General features: G+C 68.9%; 17 protein-coding genes. 6 read left to right on the forward strand and 11 right to left on the reverse strand.

What is annotated here, in order from left to right:
• The first annotated feature begins 49 nt into the window (after positions 1-49).
• Positions 50-1,093, forward strand: a complete 1,044-nt coding sequence (locus tag DY262_RS17410; RefSeq protein ID WP_116960372.1) for a GlxA family transcriptional regulator — start codon at positions 50-52, stop codon at positions 1,091-1,093.
• Between the two features lie 14 nt (positions 1,094-1,107).
• Here the strand turns inward: DY262_RS17410 and DY262_RS17415 are convergent, their stop codons facing one another.
• The 7 genes from DY262_RS17415 to DY262_RS17445 all read right to left on the reverse strand — a co-directional run bounded on the left by DY262_RS17415 (position 1,108) and on the right by DY262_RS17445 (position 8,909).
• Positions 1,108-1,860, reverse strand: coding sequence for a tyrosine-protein phosphatase (locus tag DY262_RS17415; protein WP_116960497.1), 753 nt, complete (start codon positions 1,858-1,860; stop codon positions 1,108-1,110).
• 291 nt (positions 1,861-2,151) lie between these two features.
• Positions 2,152-5,601 (reverse strand): pilus assembly protein, encoded by a 3,450-nt coding sequence (locus tag DY262_RS17420; protein ID WP_116960373.1) that lies wholly within the window; start codon positions 5,599-5,601, stop codon positions 2,152-2,154.
• Positions 5,602-5,623: 22 nt separating this feature from the next.
• Positions 5,624-6,229 carry a hypothetical protein gene (locus DY262_RS17425; protein ID WP_116960374.1) on the reverse strand — a complete coding sequence of 202 codons (606 nt, stop codon included), beginning with the start codon at positions 6,227-6,229 and terminating at the stop codon, positions 5,624-5,626.
• Complete coding sequence (locus tag DY262_RS17430) at positions 6,229-7,476, reverse strand: PilW family protein (RefSeq protein ID WP_425459302.1); 1,248 nt, start codon at positions 7,474-7,476, stop codon at positions 6,229-6,231. Before DY262_RS17430 ends, DY262_RS17425 begins: the two co-directional genes overlap by 1 nt.
• Positions 7,467-7,913, reverse strand: coding sequence for a type IV pilus modification protein PilV (pilV, locus tag DY262_RS17435; RefSeq protein WP_116960376.1), 447 nt, complete (start codon positions 7,911-7,913; stop codon positions 7,467-7,469). Before pilV ends, DY262_RS17430 begins: the two co-directional genes overlap by 10 nt.
• 1 nt (position 7,914) lies before the next feature.
• On the reverse strand, positions 7,915-8,421 hold the full coding sequence (locus DY262_RS17440) for a GspH/FimT family pseudopilin (RefSeq protein ID WP_116960377.1): 507 nt from the start codon (positions 8,419-8,421) through the stop codon (positions 7,915-7,917).
• Positions 8,422-8,435: 14 nt separating this feature from the next.
• On the reverse strand, positions 8,436-8,909 hold the full coding sequence (locus tag DY262_RS17445) for a type IV pilin protein (protein ID WP_425459303.1): 474 nt from the start codon (positions 8,907-8,909) through the stop codon (positions 8,436-8,438).
• Positions 8,910-9,219: 310 nt separating this feature from the next.
• On the opposite strand from DY262_RS17445, the gene DY262_RS17450 reads away from it, so the two are divergent.
• The gene (locus DY262_RS17450; RefSeq protein ID WP_116960379.1) at positions 9,220-10,020 is read left to right on the forward strand and encodes a phosphodiesterase; all 801 of its coding nucleotides are present in this window, start codon (positions 9,220-9,222) and stop codon (positions 10,018-10,020) included.
• 10 nt (positions 10,021-10,030) lie between these two features.
• Positions 10,031-13,294, forward strand: a complete 3,264-nt coding sequence (locus tag DY262_RS17455) for a PAS domain-containing protein (RefSeq protein WP_116960380.1) — start codon at positions 10,031-10,033, stop codon at positions 13,292-13,294.
• A gap of 3 nt (positions 13,295-13,297) precedes the next feature.
• Here DY262_RS17455 and DY262_RS17460 read toward each other — a convergent pair whose 3' ends face one another.
• On the reverse strand, positions 13,298-14,230 hold the full coding sequence (locus DY262_RS17460; RefSeq protein ID WP_116960381.1) for an inositol monophosphatase family protein: 933 nt from the start codon (positions 14,228-14,230) through the stop codon (positions 13,298-13,300).
• Between the two features lie 127 nt (positions 14,231-14,357).
• Between DY262_RS17460 and DY262_RS17465 the strand changes: the two genes are divergently transcribed.
• Both DY262_RS17465 and cysE read left to right on the forward strand, forming a co-directional pair.
• Complete coding sequence (locus DY262_RS17465; RefSeq protein WP_116960382.1) at positions 14,358-15,092, forward strand: RNA methyltransferase; 735 nt, start codon at positions 14,358-14,360, stop codon at positions 15,090-15,092.
• A 28-nt stretch (positions 15,093-15,120) separates the two neighbouring features.
• Positions 15,121-15,894: a serine O-acetyltransferase gene (gene cysE / locus DY262_RS17470; protein ID WP_116960383.1), complete on the forward strand. Its 774-nt coding sequence runs from the start codon at positions 15,121-15,123 to the stop codon at positions 15,892-15,894.
• A 95-nt stretch (positions 15,895-15,989) separates the two neighbouring features.
• Here the strand turns inward: cysE and DY262_RS17475 are convergent, their stop codons facing one another.
• Genes DY262_RS17475 through yjgA form a run of 3 tightly spaced genes read right to left on the reverse strand, consistent with a single transcriptional unit; the run spans position 15,990 to position 17,721 of the window.
• Positions 15,990-16,466: an FKBP-type peptidyl-prolyl cis-trans isomerase gene (locus DY262_RS17475; RefSeq protein ID WP_070397617.1), complete on the reverse strand. Its 477-nt coding sequence runs from the start codon at positions 16,464-16,466 to the stop codon at positions 15,990-15,992.
• Between the two features lie 23 nt (positions 16,467-16,489).
• Positions 16,490-17,092, reverse strand: coding sequence for a molybdopterin adenylyltransferase (mog, locus tag DY262_RS17480; protein ID WP_116960384.1), 603 nt, complete (start codon positions 17,090-17,092; stop codon positions 16,490-16,492).
• The gene (gene yjgA, locus DY262_RS17485; RefSeq protein WP_116960385.1) at positions 17,089-17,721 is read right to left on the reverse strand and encodes a ribosome biogenesis factor YjgA; all 633 of its coding nucleotides are present in this window, start codon (positions 17,719-17,721) and stop codon (positions 17,089-17,091) included. Before yjgA ends, mog begins: the two co-directional genes overlap by 4 nt.
• Positions 17,722-17,789: 68 nt before the next feature.
• On the opposite strand from yjgA, the gene pmbA reads away from it, so the two are divergent.
• Positions 17,790-19,196, forward strand: a complete 1,407-nt coding sequence (pmbA, locus tag DY262_RS17490) for a metalloprotease PmbA (RefSeq protein ID WP_116960386.1) — start codon at positions 17,790-17,792, stop codon at positions 19,194-19,196.
• The last annotated feature ends 83 nt before the right edge of the window (positions 19,197-19,279 follow it).

The following is a 19,279-nucleotide window of genomic DNA, read 5'->3' on the forward strand; positions in this document are numbered from 1 at the left end:
GCGTTGATAAGTAGAGTAGGGGTGTGACCATCTCGAGCTCCTGAATGCCATGAGCCTACGAACCTCCCACGCGACGGACAAGGACACAGAGGCCGCGATTCCTGCCAGGAACCTGGTGCTCGTCGTGTTCGATGGCGTCGAGGCGATCGACGTCGCCGGGCCGTCCAGCGTGTTCAGCAAAGCCGAGGCGCTGCGTCCCGGCAGCTACCGGCTGCAGATCGCATCGCCCTCGGGCCGCACGGTGCTGACCAATGCCGGCCTGCGCCTGGCCGACACCACGGGATTCGAGCGCTTGCCCATGCCGATCGACACGCTGATCGTCTGCGGCGGCGACGAGCCGGCGGTCCGCTCGGCCATTGCCGAACACCAGGTGGGCGCCTGGCTGGCGCGGCAGGCGCGGGGCGCGCGCCGCGTCGCCAGTGTCTGCAGCGGCGCGTTCGCGCTGGCCGCCGCCGGCCTGCTCGACGGCCGCGAGGCCACCACCCACTGGCGCGTCTGCGACCAGCTGCAGGCGCTGCGTCCCCAGGCGCGCGTGCTGCGCGAACGCATCTACGTGCGCGATGGGCCGGTGTGGACCTCGGCTGGCGTCACCACGGGCATTGAGCTGGCGCTGGCCTTGGTGGAGGACGACCTTGGCCACGCGGTGGCGATGGAGATCGCGCGCACGCTGGCGCTGCCCCTGCTGCGCGGCGCGCGCGAGCCGCAGCTCAGCCCGGCCTTGAAGGCGCAGTCGGCGGCCAGCCGGCGCCTGCGCGAGGTCGTGGCGTGGATCGGCACACACCTGCAGGAGGACTTGTCGGTGGAGGCGCTGGCTGACCGCTCGGGCATGAGCGCCCGCCACTTCGCGCGGGCGTTCGCGGCGGAGGTCGGTTGCACGCCGGCCCGCTTCGTGGTGCGGGCCCGCGTGGCCGCGGCGGCGCAACTGCTGGTGCAGACGCAATGGACCCAGGAACGCATCGCGAGCCGCAGCGGATTCCGGTCGGTGGACGCGTTGCAGCGGGCGTTTGCCTGCCAGCACGCCCTCACGCCGCAGGCCTATCGGCATGGCGCCTGGCGCGGCGCGAAACCGGTCGCGGGCGAGGGGCGCGGCTGAGTCCGCGTACCCCTTCAGGCCTCGGCCAGCAGCCGCTCGCGCAGCCGCTCGCGCGCCGCCCCGTCCAGCCCCACCGGCCCGGCCAGGTAGGCGTCCAGGCCGCCGAACTCCTCGTCGATGCAGCGCCAGGCCGTGCGCAGGAATTCGGGCTGCACCTGCCACAGCACCTCCAGCACCTCGGGCGGCGCGGGCTCTTCCACGCGTGTGTCGCGCCGGTACAGGCGGTTGGTGAGCAGGTAGTCGGCCATCACCTCGTCGCGGTGCACGCCCAGCGCGCCCAGCAGCAGCGCGGCGGCCATGCCGGTGCGGTCCTTGCCGGCGGTGCAGTGGAACACCAGTGGTGCCTCGCGTCCTGCGATGCGCGCGAGCAATTGGCCGAAGACGGCGCCGCGCAGGCGCACAAAGTCCTGATAGGTCTCCTGCATCAGCGCCACCGCCTCGGCCCGGCCGAGCGCCTGCCCCTGCTTCTGGCGCTCGCGCACGCGGCGCAGCACCGTGGGGTCGATGCTCAGGTGCTCGATGCTGATGCCCGGCAGGCGGTTGGGCAGGGCCCGGCATTCGGCGGGGCCGCGCAGATCCACGCAGTGCGACACGCCCAGCGCGTTCAGGCGCTGCAGGTCCTCGTCGCTCAGGCGGCCCAGGTGGTCGGAGCGGTACACCAGCGCGCGCCGCACGCGCCGCCCGCCGTCGCCGGCCAGGCCGCCGAGGTCGCGGAAGTTGGAGGCGCCGTGCAGCGCGATGGCGGTGTCGGGGCGGTCGGGGGTCATGGGGGTGTCGGGGATGATGGCCATTATGCGACCGTTGGGACTGGTTATTCGTGGGGGAGCGGCACTGCATCGACGGGCGACTGCACCACTTCTCCGTGGGCAGCGACGGGCCATGGCATCACGTTCCCCCGCGGTGGATACGCCAGCGCAGCCCGTGGCCGCGGAGCAGCGGCTTCATGGGATGGAAGGGGCGGGGATGATCGAGACCGGCTTGAAGCACGGCAAAAGATGGGAGGGCCAAAAAGGACAGGCCGCCAACTGGCGGCCTGCTTGCTGAATCCGTGAACGCGTTTACTTGAGCTGGCGCCAATAGATGCGGCGCCAAGTGGCAGGAGCGCCAACGGGGTTCTTGGTCTCGCCGATGGGCAAGTTCTTGACCTCGCGGTTGGACAATTGGATCAGCGCCACCTTGTCTCCGTCTTCATTGCCCGCGGTCTGGATCACCACCACACGGCTGGCCAGTGCGTTGCCCAGGAAAATGCCGGCGTCGAAGTAGTCGGTGCCACCGGCTACCTTGGGCACGGCGCCGCCATTCTGGGCCGACAGTTGGAAGAACCAGCTTGAGCCCCCAGGATCGCATTTGGCGGAGGTAGGCACGTTCACCGTGAACGCCAGGGTGCCGCCGGTGGTCACGGCGGGCTTGCCGATGATCCGGCCATTGGCGAGCCGCGTGTCCGTGCTCGGCGGCAAATCCAGGTACCAGCCTCGGCTGGTGGCGCTCAGCGGATTGGTCGAGGCGCGGTACCGGCCGCTGGTCGTGTCGAAGCTGAGTTGCTGACAGGTCAGGGCCCCATCCCCTCCGCCTGCCGGGCAGGTCGAGGGGTTGCTGTTGCGCAGGTTGGTGAGTGTGGTCGGGCTGGCGATGGCGGTGTCGTCAATGATGCCGTACATCGATTGGCGCTGCGTGGCCACGGCAGTGGCGCCGGCGTTGCCGGGCACATCGGTATCCGACAGATATCGGCCAGTGCCAACGTAAACGTAGTACTTGGACGGCTGCCCCGACACCTGACCGACTTCGAGGGGGGCGGTGATGGGTTGAGGAGTTCCCGCAGGGTCACGCAACTCAGCTACCTTAACGGGCAAGTTGGTGAAATCGACGATGTCGAAGCGCCACACATTGCCCAGCAAGTCACCGCCATACACATAACGTACGTCGGCATCTGGCGTGATGTTGGCGGGCTTGGACAGATGCGCGAGTCCGGCCGGGTTGGCGGTTGTACCCACACCCGTGTCGAAGGTGGCAAGGATCGCTCCGTTGGACGGATCCAGAACCCACACCCGACCACGGCCATCGCCATTGCCATTCGGCCCGCCTGTCACATTGCCGTAGCCCGAACTCACCACCACGCGCCAGCCCGCCGTGGTCTTCACGATAAGTGGGGTGCCGAAGCTGTAGCCCAGGTTCTGGTTGGTGAACTCCCACTTCACCTTGCTCGCCACGGCGCTTTCGTCTGCTGCCTGAAAGCTGGTGATGTCCAGCGCATAGTAGGCACCGCCGCCTTTGCCGAGGCCGCCCACCAGCAGCCGCGTCATGGTGCCCAAGCCGGTCACTTGTGCCACCGCTGGTGTGGCATCCACGTAGTAGCGGTGCGCGTAGAGCGGGTCGGCGAGCTCGGCCAGATGGCCATGCACCGCTCGCGGCACATAGGCCCACAGTTCCTGACCGCGGGTGCTCACGCTGGCGTCGACCCGGCCATCGAATGCGTGCAGCATCCCGTCGTTGGCCGCCTGGAACACGATGGGGACGGTTTCGGTCGAGCCTCCACTGGTGATGGTGTAGTTCATCACCACGGGCTCTGCGTTGATGATGTCGCCCAATAGCCAGTCGCGCACGCGCAGCCCCGTGGGACTGGTGGCCGATTCGAGCGAGCGGTCGCCACGCACGTAGTTGATGACGTTCGCGGTGAGCGAGGTGGGGGCGGTGAACTGGCCTGCCTGAAAGGGGCGGCCCACGGTGCCATTGAAGGTGGCGATCTTGCGGCCGTTGGTTAGCGACGCATTGGGCGAGCGGCCATTGAGCAAGGCGCGTGCAGACCAGATCGCGGGCTTGATCTGGGCGCCGGTGGATGTATCGAGTTTGAACGCCTCGACGTCACCGTACCAAGTGCCTGAGTTGTAGCTCGGGGCATAGCTGATGTCGCTGATGGTGATCTGCGGGTTGGCCACAGCCACGGCGGCGGAGGCAGCATCCTGCCGGAAGGCGTCGGTCACCACTTCGCGCAGCGCGCCCTCGAGCGCGACGTCGTCGGCGGCGCCAATGAACTTGCCACCGCCCTGGTTGGCGGTCGAGATCAGCAAAGGATCGTCCTGCACCTGGCTGTCGGCGAAACCGATGACGTAGGTGCGTGCATTGTTCTTTTTGCGAGGCTGAACCGAGGCGGGACGCGGATCGGTGATGTCCGGCCGCAGGTCGATGTCAAACAGTGCCTTGGCAACATCGTCGAAGTAGTCCGAGCCCGCGCCTTCGTACTCGCGGTTGATCTTGCGGTCATAGGACCCTGAAGCGCCGTTGTTCACGCAGTTGGACGCGAGCGCGCCGCTGCAGTCGCGGTCGTAGTCGCGCAGGTACTGGTTGCCCGAGAAGGCCAGGTCTTGGTTGGATCGGCCATCGGTCACCACGAATACGTAGGAACGTTGACACCATTCGGTAATGGGCGGCCGTTCCGCGGCGTTGTTCGACGTGAGCGAACCGTTGCTGCAGGCATTGCGGTTGCCGGTGCTGGGCCAATACAGACAGGAACTGCGTGAAGACGATCCGCCTTGCCTGAAGAAGGTGTCGATGTTGATGGAGGACTGGTTGGCCGTGGCAATGTTGCCGTTGTAGCCTGTGGCGAGATAACGCCCGATGTCGGCCAGGCTCTCGGCCAGTGGGGTGTTGCCTTCGGGTGTGAGGGCATCGATCGCATTCTTGAGCGGCGTGCGCCCGATGTTCGTGATGGTGTTGTCGCTGTCGTTGAATGACAGGTTCTTGAGAGGAACCAGCAGCGTGCCGCCATCGCCGTTGTTGCCACTGAAGTACGTGCTGAGGCCGACACGGGTGGCGGTGTCGGCGGAGGCGCTGGGTGGCGTCGGCAGCGTGTCGACCATCTTCTTGGACGAACTGATGGCGATCTCCATGCGGGTCTGGACCGCACCCCCGCAGGAGCCCAACGGCTTCTTGCTGTCGCTCCAGGGGAGGGTACCGCTGCAGGTGGTGCCGAAGTACCAATTCAGGTAGTTGCCGGTATACCTAGAGGGCAGGAAGTTGGGCGGCTGGGTGTTGTTGTTGTTGGAAGCCAGCAGGTGGGCGTCGTACTCAGCGTTCCTGGAGAAGCAGCGAAAGGCGTTGTTGCCGAACGTGCTGGTGCTTGTCTGCGTCGAATGTCGGTAGTTGGTGCCGTTGTACCGGATGAAGGAGCGGCGAACGCCGCTGACAGTGGCGATCTGGATGACGACACCGGCGCCCGCCCCCAATACCTGATTGCCCGAACAGTTGCTGGTGGGGGTGTAGTTGACGCTGGCGTCGTAAGGCGCCGTGGGCACGATGTTGGTCATCGAGCCCGAGTTGTCGATCAAGAACATGAAGTTCGGTGGCACGTTGTTCTTCACGGCCATCGGAACATCGTTGATGGCCTGGGCCGAAGCCCCCAGTGAGAACAACAGCGACGCGCTCCCCATCAGCATGAATGCCAGGTGATGGGTCCAGGCGACCAAAGTATGGTGCCCCGGCAAGCGACGGCGGCATAGGGTCGGGCGGTTCATGATGGCTCCCTGGGGGATCGAATCAAGTGGAGGCGGGGCCCGATATCAGGGCTTCGTACCATCCTTCGGTGCCACGCGGACCTCGTACGCGAATGATCACGCGATAGCGCAGCGCGATGGTGCCGACGGCCGCGGCACCCGCATTGGGTTCGTATTCGCAGCGAGCGCGTATGTCGGCGGCATCGGCCAGGTTGGGGTTGCTGTTGCAAAGCCGCTCGATGAAGTACTGGATTCGGAAATTGCCGGCGTCGACGCCGCAGTTGGCGACGAGCGCACCCGTCTCGTCCGCGCAGGCCACGCTCGCCCAGTTAATGGCCGTCGGCACACCGCGGGCATCGAGCGCAACGTTGCGTGTGGCTGAATAGCGGTTGGCGATGTCTGCGTTGCCGCTGCCTCCGACCACAATGCCCGCCAGGTTGTTCAAGGCATCCGTAACTGCTCGATCCGAAGCATGGGTGGAGGCTTGCTGGAAGGCGAAGTTGCCCGAAATGACGTTGCCCGTGTCGGCCGCGCGCATAGCGCCGAACCCGGCCAGCGCCAGCAAAGTCAGCACCACCAGAACGACGATCAGCGAGTTGCCGTACTGGCGTCTCTGGTCTACGCGGGGCTGTCGAGCGAGCGCGCGCATCAATTGCTCCAGAGCACGTTGCGCAGCGGGATCACGGCCCGGTGCACGCGGTAGCGGTAGTTGCGCCAGGTGAGGCTTCCGGCGACGGGGGTGGCAGACAGGTCGATGACGGGCGCGGCCGCATCCTGGAAGGAACATGGGCCAGTGTTGACCACGCCGGCGGCATTGGTGCAAGTCGCCGCGGTGACCTCCGTGCTGGCGGCCTCCTTGGAGCGAGACACCAGGACCACACGAATGGCCTTGATACGCTCGACGTCCGCCGGCCCAGGGTTGTTCCATGGCGGGGCGTTGGCTCCCACCCAGCCGGTCACCACGTCGCTGGCGCCGGTGGCACTGATGCCGTACTGCGCGTGCATGAGCACGATGTCGGACGCCAGCGCGTCGACGCCGGCGGCGAATGACAGGGGGTTGGACGTGCAAGGGCCGGGAACGCCCGTGAAGGCATTGAACGTCACCAGCGCCTGGCATTCGATCCGAAAGGCGGTTTGCCGGAACCCAGCACCGAGGCGACTCACGCTGGCGGGGCCGGCCACGCCACCCCCATTGGTGAAGCCGTAGCGCTGGGGCGTAGCAAACGCGACGGCCAGATCGGGCGGGTTGTAGCCCAGGTTGGGGTCTGTGCCGCGCGGCAGTTGCTTGCAGCTCGTGGCATTGCCTGCGCAAGCGGCGATCACCACCGGCGCGGCCGTTACCTGAAAGAGGGTGCAGGGCACGTTCTGGCCGGGGGCGCCGATGAGCGCCACGTCGTTCGCGCCAATCAGGCCCGAGTCGTTCACGGTGATGGTGTCGGCGGCGCTGGCCATGTTCACTATCACAGGCATGTTGGACAGAGGGCCAGCTGCGGTGGAGCCAGTGAACACCAAGACGTCGGAGGCGGTGTCTGCGCCGCCGTCCGTGATGCGCGCCGGCATCAAGGTGGCGCCATTGAGCCGCGTAGCGCCGCTGAACCACGCATTGATGGTCGGGCAGATGAGGCTGCCGTTGCTGTACAAGCCTGCTCCCGCGGAACGTCCCGCCTCGTCGATCAGCCCCAGACCGACCTGAGTCGACACTTGAGCCGCGGCGTTGGCTCCCACGTTACGAAGATTGCTGCCGACGCCAGTGACCGTGGCGACAACGATCAACGCCACGATCAGGCCGATCGTCATCGCGACCATCAATTCAACCAGCGACGCTCCTCGCTCGCACAAGCGCGCAGCCCGGCGGAGGTGATGGGATGAAGGTATGCGGCCTGGTCTCACTGCCATTGGATCCGGTTGGAGACAACGAACTGGCGGGGCGCATCGCCACCTTGCTGCCAGCACAAGCGAACCGTGACCTGTCCACCCGCGGCGACCTCGATCTGCTGCAGATCGGCCGCGGCGCCTGGCAGGGTGTCGCTGACTTCGGCGAGCCATTCCACCGCCGAAGGGTTCGTGGCGGCCGCACCGTTGGAATTGCAAGCGGTCCCGCCTGTGCGGTGGGCGAACTGAGGGGCGTCCGCTGGCAACGAGATGAGCATGCGCGCAAACAACTGATCGGCGAGGAACGCCGCGTCGGCACGGTAGCGTGCGTCGGTACTCATCCGCAGGGAGGCGGCCTGAAGCGACACCAGCGCGAGGATGCCCAGCGAAAAAACCAGCACCGAAACCAGCACTTCCAGCAAGCTGAAGCCCCGTTGTCGAGATAGGCGGAGTCGCTTCATGTCAGCACCGACGGGGATCGTTGGCGGTGGCGACGGCTGGGTCGCACATGCGGATCAGCCCGCCACCGAAGATATTGATGCGGCGTGTCTCGGTATTCGCCACCGCGCTGGATACCGTGACTTGCTCCAGGCGTGTGGCAGGGGTGGTGTCCACCATGCCATTGGCCAGAAACGTGAGTGTGCGGCTGGCCGTGCTCGACGCGGTCGCAACACCAGGAGACTCACCGTCTGCGCGTGTCTGGATCGTTGTGGCCGGCGCGACTTGGGCGATGGTCCAGCCGCTGCCGGCCGCGCCGAGGGTGAAACTCACCGGCGAATTGCGGCGGATGGCTTCGGCGCGGGCCAGGTAGAGGCCATTCAGGATGGATTCCGAGCCAGCGCGCACACGGTAGTTGCCCAACAAGGTGCCAAAGCTGGGCGCGGCGAGGGAGGCGCCGATGCCAAAAATCACCACCACCATCAGCAATTCGATGAGGGTAAAACCCCGGTGGCGGCGCTTGGCCGACATGCGGTCCCTGCGTCTCAGCACGTGTCCCCCCGCTTGGAAATCCAGCAGGCCCTGGGCAAACCGGCCGCGCCCACGAAAGCGGTGGTAGCGCGAGCGTTGTTGTTGTCCAGCGTGAAGACGTAGCCCTCCATGGCCCCGCCGGGCCGGCCAGTGGCCTGCAGCAGAAAACTCTGGTTGCTGCCGCCGGCACCCCAATTGCAGCTGTAGATGAAGGGCTTGTTGGCCGCATTGGGCAGAGCGACGCCGCAGGCCGCGGCGGTGGAACCGTAGTTCCGGTTGTCCTGGTAGAACTGCTCCAGCCGCACGCGCGTGGCCGAGAGGTCACCGGTGGCCTCGCCGATCCGGCTGCGCAGGATGTAGTCGGTGTACGAGGGGTAAGCGATGGCGCCCAGGATGCCGACGATCGCCACGGTGATCATGAGTTCGATCAACGTGAAACCCCGCGTGTGACCGAGGCCTAGCCGGCGGGACAGCGAAGTGACGCGCACGAGGGAACTCCTACAAGTATTTACAGTTACAGATGGTCGCCTAGCTCATTGGCGGTACCGAGATTACCCGGACGAGTGGCGGACTTGGCTCCCCGGATGGCGGCAGCCTCATGCCGCCTTGTGGGCCGCTGGTCGTTCCCCGCCTGGCGGCCCCAAGGCGTCAGCGGCCACCCCGCCGCCGGGGGCGGCTGGGCGCCTCCCCCGCAATAGGGGGACGCCTCGGGTTTCGGAGGCTTGCCGGGCGCCTGACGCCTGTGGATGATGCATGGATGCCCGGCACCCGCCCACCCACGAGCCCGCTGCTCTGCCCATGCTGATCGCCCAGGTGTCCGACCTGCACGTCTGCGCGCCGGGCCAACTGGCCAACGGCGTGGTCGACACCAACGCCATGGCGCGCGCCGGCCTGAGGGCCGTGGCGGCGTTGCAACCCCGGCCCGACGCGCTGCTGCTCTCCGGCGATCTGGTGGAAACCGGCGGCGCCGCGTCCTACGCCCACCTGCTGGAGCTGCTTGCGCCCATCGACCTGCCCCTGTACCCCGTGGCCGGCAACCACGACGAGCGCGAGGCGCTGGCCGAGGCCTTCGGCGGCCGCGCCGGCCCGCACACCGCCCGCCTGCCAGGCTTCTGGCAGTACGCGGCCAGCCTGGGCCCGCTGCGCCTGCTGGTGCTCGATACCGTGGTGCCGCGCCAGGGCCACGGCGCCTTGTGTGCGCGCCGGCTCGACTGGCTCGACCAGCGCCTGGCCGAGGACGCGACACCCACCGTCGTTGCCATGCACCACCCGCCGTTCGCCACCGGCATCGGTCACATGGACGCCATGGGCCTGCTGGACGGCGCCGAGGCGCTGGAGGCCATCGTGCGGCGGCACGGCCATGTGCAGGCCATCCTGTGCGGGCACCTGCACCGCGGCATCCAGGTGCGCTTCGGCGGCACGGTGGCCAGCGTCTGCCCCAGCACGGCGCACCAGATCGCGCTCAATTTGCTGCAGTCGTCGGCCGATGGATACGTCATGGAACCCCCCGCCTTTCAGCTCCACTTGTGGCACGGTGGCCGGCTCGTGAGCCACACCGTGCCGATCGGCGACTTCGGCGGCACGCAGCCCTTTGCCTGAGGCGCCCGCCATGGACGCCGATGCCCCGCTGCCGTACCAGGAGCTGTTCCAGCTCTCGCCCGTGGCCGCGTGTGTCACGCGCGTGAGCGACGGCCTGGTGATCGACGTCAACGCGGCCTGGGAGGCGCTGTCGGGCATCGCCCGCCGCGACGCGATAGGGCGCACCACGGTGGAGCTCGGCCACTGGAACGACGAGGCCGAGCGCACGGCCGCGCTGGCCCTGGTGCCGGGCACGCTGGCGCCGACGGTGGTGCGCTTCAAGGGCGGCGACCCGCACCTCGTGCGCATGCACGTGGTGCTGCTGCCCGTGACGGATGAACGGCCCGAGGCGCTGCTGCTGGTGCAGATCACCCAGGCCGACCGCGAGGTGCTGGCCGAGGCGGCGCGCGAGCAGACCGCCCAGGCCCTGCGCGCCACCAACCTGGAGCTGCAGCAGCGCGTGGAGCTGAACAGCGTGATGGAAAGCACCGCGCGCCTGGGCCACTGGACGAACGCCGAGGACGACGAAGAGGTTTTCTGGTCGCCGGGCCTGTTCGCCATCACCGGGCGGCCACGCAGCCAGCGCCTGACCCGGGCCGAGGTGCGCGCCGGCATCCACCCGGACGACCGCGCCGCCTGGCTGGCCGCGCGCGAGCGCAGCGACGGCCGCGAGCTGGCCTTCCGCTGGCTGCACCCCGATGGCCAGGTGCGCTGGTTCCGCACGCGCATGGGGCAGACCCTGGTCAAGGGCAACCCGCAGACCGACTTCGGCGTGGTGCAGGACATCACCACCGAGCGCGCGGCCAGCGAACGGCTGGCCGATCAGCTGCGGTTGCTGCAGAACATCGCCGCGCGCGTGCCGGGCATCCTCTACCAGGCCCGCCTCACGCCCGACGGGCGCACGGCGCTCGGCTACATCAACGAGGCGGTGCGCGAGCTGTTCGACGAGGACGCCGCCGCGCTCATGCGCGAGCCGCGCAAGCTGTTCCAGGTGCTGCACCCCGAGGACCGGGCGCGCGTGATCGCCACGCTGGCCTACTCGGCGCAACACCTGCTGCCCTGGCGCGAAACCTACCGCGTGCTGCTGCCCACGCTGGGCCTGCGCTGGCTCAGCCTGGACAGCACGCCGCAGCGCGAGCCCGACGGCAGCGTGGTCTGGCACGGCCTGGCCACCGACGTGACCGAGGCGCGCCAGGAAGCGCTGCGCCGCGAACGCGTCAACCGCATGCTCTCGGCCATCACGCAGGCCCAGTCGGTGTTCATCGAGGCCGAGGACAAGCGCCGCGCCTTCGAGGGCCTGCTCGACGCCTTCCTTGGCGTCACCGGCAGCGGCTACGGCTTCCTGGGCGAGGTGCAGTACGACGAGCGGGACCGGCCCTACCTGCGCACCCACGCCCTGACCGACATTTCGTGGGACGAGGCTTCGCGCCTGGCCTTCGCGGCGCATGCGGATGCCGGCATGGAGTTCCGCAACCTGCACACCCTGTTCGGCCACGCGCTGCGCACCGGCGAAACCGTGATCGCCAACGACCCGGCCCACGACCCGCGCGCGGGCGGCATGCCCGCAGGGCACCCGAGCCTGAACGCCTTCCTGGGCATTCCGCTGGCCGTGGGCGACCGCCTGGTGGCCATGGTGGGCCTGGCCAACCAGCCCGGCGGCTACGGCGCCGACGACGTCGCCTTCCTTCAGCCCCTGCTGGGCGCGCTGCGCCAGCTCGTGCTGGCCTGGCGCCACCACGGGGAGCGCCTGCGCACCAGCGCCCAGCTGCAGGCCACCGGCGCCCTGCTGGCCGAGAAGAGTGCCGCGCTGCAGGTCACGCTGGACAGCATCACCCAGGGCCTGGTGAAGATCGACACCGAGGGCCGCGTGAGCGTCTACAACCGGCGCTTCCTGGAGCTGCTGGACCTGCCCGACGAGATGATGCGCGAGCGCCCGCTGCACGACGATGTGGTGGCCTACCAGGCCCGGCGCGGCGATTTCGGGCCCGAGTTCACCTGGGTCGAGCCGCGCGCGCGCAGCTACGTGGCGCTCGACCCGCGCGCCGACCTGCCCGAGCAGTACTGGCGCCGCACGCGCGAGGGGCGCACGCTGGAGATCCACACCTTCCGCTTTCCCGAAGGCGGCCTGGTGCGCACCTACGCCGACGTCACCTCCTACATCGAGGCCCAGGAGGCGCTGCGCGGCGAGCGCCAGCGCCTGGCCTGGGTGCTGGAGGCCACGCGGCCCGGCATCTGGGAAACCAACCTGGCCGACGGCAGCATGAGCATCAACGACCGCTGGGCCGAGATGCTGGGCTACACGCGCGCCGAGCTCGAGCCCGTGAACCACGCGACCTGGTCATCGCGCGTGCACCCCGAGGACCTGCCGCGCGCCATCGAGGCGCGCGAGCGCCACACCTCGGGGGTCTTGCCGTACTACGAATGCGACCTGCGCCTGCGCCACAAGGACGGCCACTGGGTCTGGGTGAACTCGCGCGGGCGCGTGCACCAGCGCGACGCCGAGGACCGCGCGCTCTACATGTCGGGCACGCACCTGGACATCAGCGAGCGCGTGGCCGCGCAGGAGCAGATCCGCGCCCTCAACGCCGGCCTGGAGCAACGCGTGCGCGAGCGCACCGCCGAACTGGAGCGCTCCATGCGCGACATGGAGGCCATTTCGTACTCCATCGCGCACGACCTGCGCGCGCCGCTGCGTTCGGTGAACGGCTTCGCGCAGATCCTGGCCGAGGAGGAGTCGCAGCGACTGAGCGAGAGCGGGCGCGAGATGTTCCTGCGCATTTCGCGCTCGGCGCGCAACATGGGGCAGATGATCACCGACATGCTGGAGCTGTTGCGCGTGGTGCAGGTGGAGCTGGAGCCCCGGCCGGTGGACATGACCGCGCTGGCGCACGCCGTGGCCGAGTCGCTGGGGCCGCAGGTGCCGCAACTGCGCATCGAGGTGGGCGAGCTGCCCGAGGCCCTGGGGGATGCCACGCTCCTGCGCCAGGTGCTGAGCAACCTGGTGGACAACGCCATGAAGTACTCGCGCCAGCAAGCCGAGCCGCGGGTGTGGCTGGGCCATGACCCCGCCCTGCACGCCTACTTCGTGCGCGACAACGGCATGGGCTTCGACATGGCGCGCGCGGCCAAGCTGTTCGGCCTGTTCCAGCGCCTGCACGCCAACAGCGAGGTGCCGGGCATGGGGGTCGGGCTGGCCATCGTCCAGCGCATCGTCGAGCGGCACGGCGGCCGCGTCTGGGCCGAGTCGGCGCCGGGGCAGGGCGCCACCTTCTGGTTCAGCCTGCCCAGGGCCTGAGGCTTACTCGCGCTCGGCCGGGTCCTCGGTGTCCGGCGCCACGTCCGCCTCGGCCGCGGCGGGCTTGCCCACCGTCTTGCGCGCCGCCGCACGGGCCTGGCGCACCGCGGCCTTGTCGCCCGCGCTGGCGAACTTGCTGTACTTGCCCGTCAGGGTCACCAGCTGGCCGTAGATGCGGGGGTTGGCCGCCAGGCATTCCTTCTGTTCCAGGAAGTCCGGCTCGCCGGTGAAGTTGCCGATCAGGCCGCCGGCCTCGGTCACCAGCAGCGCGCCTGCCGCCACGTCCCAGGGCGACAGGCCCATCTCGAAGAAGCCATCGGAAAAGCCGGCGGCCACGTAGGCCAGGTCCAGCGCGGCCGAACCCGGGCGGCGCACGCCGGCCGCCTTGGGCATGACCTCGCCCAGCATCTGCATGTAGGTCTGGAAGGCGTCGCCCGGGCGGAACGGGAAGCCCGTGGACAGCAGGCAGTCGCGCAGCGAGGTGCGCTTGGCCACGCGGATGCGGCGCTCGTTCAGGTAGGCGCCGCGCCCGCGCGTGGCGCAGAACAGGTCGTTTCGGGTGGGGTCGTACACCACGGCCTGCTCGATGCGGTTGCCCACCATGAGCGCGATGCTCACGCAGTAGACCGGAAAGCCGTGGATGAAGTTGGTGGTGCCGTCCAGCGGATCGATGATCCACACATGGTCCTTCTCGCGGCCCTTGCCGGGCTGCTGGCCCGACTCCTCGGCCCAGATCCCGTGGCCGGGGTAGGCGGTTTTCAGGGTCTCGATGATCGCGGCTTCGGCCGCGTGGTCGATCTCGGTGACGAAATCGTTGGTCTGCTTGGCCGTCACCCGCACGGCTTCGACGTCGAGCGCGGCGCGGTTGATGATGGCGCCGGCGGCGCGCGCGGCCTTGATGGCCACGTTGAGCATGGGGTGGTAGCTGGACGACATGGATTGTGACCTTCGCGCCTCGGCGCAACGGTGAAGAGCAGGGGGTGGGGGCGCGCCGGGCCCGGCGATGCGGGCGGCGACAATGGCGGGCGATTTTACTAGGCCGGCGCACAACGCCGTTCCCCGCATGAAAACCCGCTTCGTCTTGATCGAAACCAGCCACGCCGGCAACGTCGGCGGCGCCGCGCGCGCCCTCAAGGTCATGGGCTTCGACGAATTGGTGCTGGTGCGCCCGCGCTGGCCCAACGTGCTGCGCAAGGAGGAGACGATCCAGCGCGCCAGCGGCGCCACCGACGTGCTGGCCAAGACGCGCGTGGTGGACAGCTTGGACGAGGCCCTGGACGGCATCACCCACCTGTGCGCCACCGCCATGACGCCGCGCGACTTCGGCCCGCCCACGCGGGCCCCGCGCGAACACTTCGCCGCCCTGCTGGCCGAGACCGCGCCGCCGTCCGGCGTGGCCTTCCTGTTCGGCAGCGAGCGCTTCGGCATGGCCAACGAGGACGTCTACCGCTGCCACGCGGCCCTGTCCATTCCCACCGCGCCGGGCTATGGCTCGCTTAACCTGGCGGCCGCGGTGCAGCTCATCGCCTACGACTGGCGCCAGGCCCTGGGGGGCTTCGCGGTCGACTCGCCCGTGGCCGCGCGCCCGGGGGCCGACGCGGCGGCCGTGGCTGGCATGCTCGAGCACCTGCAGCAGGCCCTGGTGGCGGTGGACTTCCTGGACCCGGCCGCGCCCAAGAAGCTGATGCCGCGCCTGCAACAACTCTTCAACCGCGCGCAACCCACCGACGAAGAAGTCCACATTCTTCGCGGTGTTGCCCGCGCCATGCTGCAGACCGCCGAGCGCGCGAAACGCTAGACTGCACGGCCCTGTTACAGCCCGTCTCATGTTCGACCGCCTCCGCTCCGACGTCCAATGCATCCTTGAGCGCGACCCGGCCGCGCGCAGCGCCTTCGAGGTGCTGACGTGTTACCCGGGCCTGCACGCCGTGGTGCTGCACCGCCTGGCGCATGGCTGCTGGAACCGTGGCTTCAAGTGGCTGGGGCGCTTCATCTCGCACCTGGGCCGCTTCTTCACCGGCATCGAAATCCACCCGGGCGCGAAGATCGGCGAGCGGGTGTTCTTCGACCACGCCATGGGCACGGTCGTGGGCGAGACGGCCGAGATCGGCGACGGCTGCACCATCTACCAGGGCGTCACCCTGGGTGGCACCTCGCTCTACAAGGGCACCAAGCGACACCCCACGCTGGGCCGCGACGTGGTCGTGAGTGCGGGCGCCAAGGTGCTGGGCGGCTTCGAGGTGGGCGACGGCGCCAAGATCGGCAGCAACGCGGTGGTGATCAAGCCCGTGCCCGCGGGTGCCACGGCCGTGGGCATTCCGGCCCGCATCATCCCCAGCAAGAAGGGCGAGAGCGCCGACGTGACCGAAGACGCCAAGCCCAAGTTCTCGGCCTACGGCATCACGCAGGAAGACGACCCGCTGTCACAGGCCATGCGCAGCCTGATCGACAGCACCGCCAGCCAGGAACACCAGATCGCGCTGCTGTGGCAGGCCATCGAGAAACTGGCCGAGGCGCGCGAGCGCGATTGCGTGCCCCAGGACGCCCAGCGCGAAGAGCACTTCCAGGCCGACAAGCTCAACCAGCTGGTGGGCAAGTGAAATCCTGACCCAGCGGTGCCGCGGCACCGGCTTTGCCGGGGCGCAGGCGCCGTCCCCCCGCGGGGCCGCCGGCCGTCAGGCCGGCGAAGGGCGGGTCAGTGGTGGTGACCGTGCGCGCCGTGCGCGTGGCCGTGCTGGATTTCCTCCGGCGAGGCTGCGCGCACGTCCAGCACCTTCAGAGTGATGGTCAGGTCTTCGCCCGCGAGCGGGTGGTTGCCGTCGAGGTGCACGGTGTCGCCCTTGATCTTCTTCACGGTGAAGAGGTGGCGGCGGCCCTGCTCGTCGGAGCCTTCCAGCTGGCCGCCGACCTTGATGCCGGGCGGGAACTGCGTCTTCGGGATGCTGGTGACCAGGGACTCGTCGCGTTCGCCGAAGGCCAGCGAAGGCTGCAGGGTGACGGTGGTGCCGAAGCCCTTCTCCTGCCCCTCCAGCGCCACCTCGATGCCGTGCAGCGTGTTGCCGTAGCCGCCGTGCAGGTAGGCGCGCGCGGTCTTGCCTTCGTCCAGCACCTTGCCCTGGGCGTTCTGGATGCGCGCGGTGACGGTGACAACGGTGTCTTTTTCGATTTTCATGGCGGGTTCCTCGGGTGGTGGCTTCAGCGGGTGGGGCGTGCCGCGTTCTTCGGGCGCCAGGCCTTGATCACTTCGTCGTGCGTTTCGATGTAGGGACCGCCGATGAGGTCGATGCAATAGGGCACGGCCGAGAAGATGCCGTTGACGCGCACCGAGCCGTCGGCGTTCTTCGCGCCTTCCAGTGTTTCGGCGATGGCCTTGGGCTGGCCGGGCAGATTGATGATCAGCGTTTCGTCGCGGATCACCGCCACCTGGCGCGAGAGGATGGCCGTGGGCACGAAGGCCAGGCTCACCTGGCGCATCTGTTCGCCGAAGCCCGGCATTTCCTTGTGCGCCACGGCCAGCGTGGCCTCGGGCGTCACGTCGCGCTTGGCCGGGCCGGTGCCGCCGGTGGTGAGCACCAGCGCGCAGCCCAGGTCCACCAGCTCGATGAGCGTCTCGCTGATGCGCGCCTGTTCGTCGGGGATGAGGCGAGCCTCGAAGGTGATGGGATTCTTCAGCGCGCGCGTCAGCCAGTCCTGCAGCGCGGGCAGGCCCTGGTCCTGGTAGACGCCGCTGCTGGCGCGGTCGCTGATGGAGACGATGCCGATGCGCACCGGGTCGTGCGCGGGAGAGGGTTCGCTCATGCTGGGTCGCCGGGTTCGTCGCCTTCGCCGCGCGCCAGCGCGGCCTTGACGTGTTGGAAGATTTCTCGGTAGGCCTTGCCGTGGCGTGGCGCCTCGCCGGGCCGTTCCTTCACGGCCTGCGCGTCCTTGCGGGCCTGACGGATGAGGGTGCGCAGCTGCTGCACGTCGGCCCCGGCGTCCTGGGCCAGCCAGTCGGAGAGGGCGCCGTCGTCGGCGATCAGGCGGTCGCGCCACTGTTCGGCCTGGTGCAGCTGCAACGTGGCCTCGGCGGAGGGCCGCTGCTGCTCCTCGATGGCGGCCTCGATGGCGGCGATGGTCTCGTCGGGCAGCTTGCGCATGAGCTTGCCGATGTACTGCATCTGCCGGCGCCGGCCCTCGAAGTTGGTGATGCGCCGCGCCTCGGCCAGCGAATCGACCAGGCGGTCGTCCAGGCCCAGGCGATTGAACAGGTCGCCGCGCAGCGTGAGCAGTTGCTCGCCCAGGTTCTGCAGGCGATCGCTGAGCTTCTTCAGGTCGGTCTTGCTCAGCTCGCCGCCCTTGGCGTCGCGCTTGAGCTCCTGGTCGAGCTCGCTGCCCTCGGCAACGAAGTGGCCGCGAACGAAATAGCCTCGGGTGGGTTTGCGCGACATGGGGAAGGGATGGGGCTTGTGCGGGGCGGCGGACGCCTCGCAAAGGGGCCCGTATCATAGCGGCCGCCATGTCCAAGACCGCCTCGAACACCCCCTTGCCCGGATTCCAGTACAGCCGCCACCAGTTCGAGGAACTGGTCGATCTGGCCCTGGGCCACGCCAAATCCCTGGGCGCGGCCGACGCCGCGGCCGAAGTCTCCGAGGGCGCTGGCCTGAGCGTGTCGGTGCGCAAGGGCGAGCTGGAAAACGTCGAACGCAACCGCGACAAGTCCCTGGGCGTCACGGTTTACCTGGGCCGCCGCCGCGGCAACGCCAGCACCTCCGACTTCTCCGCCGCCGCCGTGCGCCAGACCGTGCAGGCCGCCTACGACATCGCCCGCTTCACCGCCGAAGACCCCGTGGCGGGCCTGCCCGACGCGCAGGACGTGGCCTCGCAGGCCGACCGCGCGCGCGACCTGGACCTCTTCCATCCCTGGGCCATCACCTCGGAGCAGGCGGCCGAGCTGGCCCTGGCCTGCGAGGCCGCGGCCTTTGCCACCAGCAAGAAAATCACCAACAGCGAAGGCGCCAGCGTCTCGGCGCAGCAGTCGCACTTCTTCGGCGCGCACCTGCGCGGCGGCGAGCGCGGCGGCGACGGCACCTTCAGCGGCGGTTACGCCAGCTCGCGCCACAGCCTGTCGGTGGCGCCCATCGCCGGCAAGGGCGCGCAGATGCAGCGCGACTACTGGTACAGCTCCATGCGCGCGCCGCAGGATCTGGCCACGCCCGAGGCCGTGGGCCGCTACGCCGCCGAGCGCGCGCTCTCCCGACTGCGCGCGCGAAAGATCGCCACCACCGAGTGCCCGGTGCTGTTCGAATCGCCCCTGGCCGCCGGCCTGCTGGGCGCCTACGTGCAGGCCACCAGCGGCGGCGCGCTGTACCGCAAGACCAGCTTCCTGGCCGACAGCCTGGGCAAGCCGGCCATGGCCGCTCACCTGGACATCGACGAGGACCCCTTCGTGCGCGGCGGCAAGGGCAGCTCGCCGTTCGACGACGAGGGCGTGCGCACCGCGCCGCGCCGCGTGGTGGAGGGCGGCGTGGTGCAGGGCTACTTCCTGTCCACCTACTCGGCTCGCAAGCTGGGCATGCGCACCACCGGCAACGCGGGCGGGTCGCACAACCTCACGCTGACCAGCCGTCGCACGAAGGCGGGCGACGACCTCGACGCGATGCTCAGGAAGCTGGGCCGTGGCCTGTTCGTCACCGAACTCATGGGCCAGGGCGTCAACCCGGTCACGGGCGACTACTCGCGCGGCGCCGCGGGCTACTGGGTCGAGGACGGCGTGATCGCCTACCCGGTGCAGGAGATCACCATCGCCGGCAACCTCAAGGACATGCTCATGGGCGTGGAGGCCGTGGGCGCGGACGCCTACAACTACGGCGCCAAGACGGTGGGATCGGTGCTGGTGAACCGCATGAAGGTCGCCGGCAGTTGACGCTTCCCGGCGGGTGTCGGCCCGCCGCCCACCCACGCCCTGTTCTCGGCGGCCATCGCCCGGCCGTTCCTGGCCGAATCCTG

This window comes from Hydrogenophaga borbori (genome assembly GCF_003417535.1).
GTDB classification, from domain to species: Bacteria; Pseudomonadota; Gammaproteobacteria; order Burkholderiales; family Burkholderiaceae_C; genus Hydrogenophaga; species Hydrogenophaga borbori.